This window comes from Paenibacillus koleovorans NBRC 103111 (assembly GCF_004000845.1).
Lineage (GTDB): Bacteria > Bacillota > Bacilli > Paenibacillales > NBRC-103111 > Paenibacillus_AA > Paenibacillus_AA koleovorans.
The window spans coordinates 1-3,024 of record NZ_BIMA01000220.1; the positions used below are offsets into that span (position 1 = coordinate 1).

Annotated in this window: 2 protein-coding genes; both read right to left on the reverse strand. The window is 32.9% G+C overall.

The features are described from left to right. Positions 1-336: 336 nt before the first annotated feature. Positions 337-1,761, reverse strand: coding sequence for a S8 family serine peptidase (locus PKO02S_RS31730; RefSeq protein WP_127589254.1), 1,425 nt, complete (start codon positions 1,759-1,761; stop codon positions 337-339). Positions 1,762-1,853: 92 nt separating this feature from the next. Next, positions 1,854-2,813, reverse strand: coding sequence for a hypothetical protein (locus PKO02S_RS31735; protein WP_127589256.1), 960 nt, complete (start codon positions 2,811-2,813; stop codon positions 1,854-1,856). Positions 2,814-3,024: the final 211 nt, after the last annotated feature.

Here is a 3,024-nt window from a genome sequence, read left to right on the forward strand (position 1 = left end):
CTCATTCGCTACCGCGTGCCCAGGGTGCGGAATGTGAGATGATAGTAAAATTTCCAGCCTATTATTGCCTCTATGGCCATATTTATTTGACGATATCCCATGGCTAAAGTAATACCTACCGGCAGTATTGATGTTTATGTTGAATCAATAGAATAAGTTGAGTTTGGTCTACACACGCCAATTCTGGACGGAGTTTTACTCTACAGATGATGGTCATATTTTCCGTCTTCGCTCCAACAACTCATGTATTAAATCCAAAAAACTCCATAAAAACCCTAAAAATGCATAAATAACCATTCATACTAATAGATTCAGTTCAAAAAGTCAGAGGACTTACTAAATAACAACTGCATTTCCGTTCTTATCAAAGCATTCTATTTTACTCAAGCCTGAAGTTGTTCCAAGTTTTGTTGTGAAGAATGTCTTTTGATTCTCATTTAATTTTAGAATAGTTTTTTCACCATCATTAAATGTTAGTCTTATTTCTGTTATTGTGCTATCTGAAACTATTCCCGAAACAATATAGTACTTTTGTCCAACATATCCATTACCAATCATAGTGACTGTTGAAGTTCTAGTAGTTAGTTTATTTCCGTCATCATTTTTTGATGTATTAATTTGCTCTAATACCCATCTATCTCCTTTTTTATATGTATAAGCAACACCTTCGAAGAAAGCATTTTTTTTGTCTGTGAAGGAAAATTGAAAAATTACCCCCTCATCAAATAGTTGCTTATTAATAATTACTGCAGTCTCTTGTATTCCTTGATTATCATTTAATGTTTGTTCTATCAGTGCTTTAAAAGGAATTTCTGTTTCAGATAAACTGTCCTTACTGAAAAATATCATCTGAGATATAACTGCTACTATTAATGCCAGGGCAATAAAAAATACAGAAATGTAAATTCTTTTTTTACTCATTTTATTCTCCTCCAATAACATTTTATAGTTCATAAGTTGAATTGTAACTTGTTGACCGTTCCATTTTCCATTGATGATTCTGGAATTTTCTCTTAATTTATTAATTATGTCCTTATTAATTTCCTCATCATTACTTGCCATAAGGAGAAAAACTAAAGAGGTCACATATGGTACTGAGACAGAGGTGCCAGAATATTTCTCACCACTTATTTCAATTTCTTTCCCTGGGGCAAATATATTGATTCTTGTATTGTAAGTAAATTCATTAATAATATTTAAATCATTATCTATTGATCCAACAGATATTACACCAGGATACGATGCAGGGTAATTCATATTTTGTGTTCTAACATTTCCAGCCGAAGCCACTACAATAATTCCGTTTGAAATTGCCTTTTCAATTACAGATCTTAGATATTGATTTTCATTATACGTACCTAGTGAAATACTTAATATATTGACCTTATCTTGTATTGCTACCTCAATATTCTTGATAAGTTGATCAGTTGAAAGTTCTTCCATGGCATAGAAAATAATATTGGAAGTTTCCGGTATTAACCCTGGACACGATTCATTTCCATTGTATAACTCTTGTATCACATCTCCATGATTCGTACTCGAATTAAAGATATCTATTACTCCAATTTTTAATTCTTGCAATCTCTCTTTTTGAAGTTTTATCTTTAACCCCTTTAGTCCAATCTCATCTATAATTTTATTATGAGTGCATTCTGTATAACTGTAGGTGACGTACGAGCTATAAATAACTATATTGAATAACAAACTGATCAAAAAAAGTTTAATAGTAATAATATTTGATAGGATAATTACTTTTCTCATTAAACAATACCGTCATCTTTTATTTTCGAGTCTCCAAATTTAATGATAAAACTACCAAGCAAATTCACTTGGTAGTTTTTGATTATTCTAAATTACTTGTAATATGCTTGCCAAAAAGTTATTGCCCCAGCTCCCGTTACTTCAATAACTGAATACTGATGCCACACTTCATTCAAACTAATACTCTCATTAATAAATGCACCGATTGTCCATGCAATACTGGCTTTAAATCTAACATCATGATAGCCCTGAAGGTAACCACCGTTATTAGTATCATTTTGAGAAATCACATTATTCTCATTATCTACCGTTGCAACACCCCAGGAAGATGCAGCGCCATAACTAGAAGTGGTGACGGATCGACAACTTAATGGTGCACTGGGAGTACAAGGAGTCAGAACATCAAAATTCAGGGTTTCTTTTAGCTTTATGTAGAATCCTCCAGGTCCATTTATTTGATATTCAAACCATGACCCCCATCCTCCTGGACTAAATAGCGGATCATAATTTGAACCATACCTATAATCTTTATTCCAAGGTCCTCCAACATATGTATTAGTTGTAAGATCTAAATTAGATGTATTTTCTTGCTGGTAAGTATCCATCGATGCTGTAACCGAACTACCATCAGGATACTCTATTTTGATTACTTTTGAAGGGCCATTTTTTTCAATGTACTCTTGAACATCCTTCACTCCATAGAGATTTGCTTTAGTAAGGAGTAGTTTCTTAATTGCTGCTGGATCTCCGTCCACAACTTTCTTCCGAAACAAATCAGGATTTGCACGAACAAATTCATCGGACAGAGGTTCCACATTGTCTAAATCAAATACCTTGTTTTCGCGCTTCCATTTTTGAATCGATAACTCAAGATCAGCAAAATGTTCGGCATCAATATCTGATAACCCATCTTTCTTTATTTCCCTGAAATAATCATTCTTTGTCTTAAAAGTATTCTCAGTCAGATCTGGAGAAGTTTGCTTTGCAATGGCTGGTATTGCTGAACATAGCATCACTACAAATGTCAAAACAATCAGATAGATCTTTTTCAAAAGATAATACCTCCACATGTTTTTTATAGTTAAGCTGGCCAGCCTAAACCCTAAAAAATTCTAACAACCTAAAAATGAACTCATGTTCCAGATATATCCATACTCAATTTCCATTAAAGCATTACCACCTTATATCCGTCAATATCTTTTTTTGGAAAAAAATTCTTTGTATATTTTTAACTATTATTGTGTTAGTATGTGGATAGTTAAC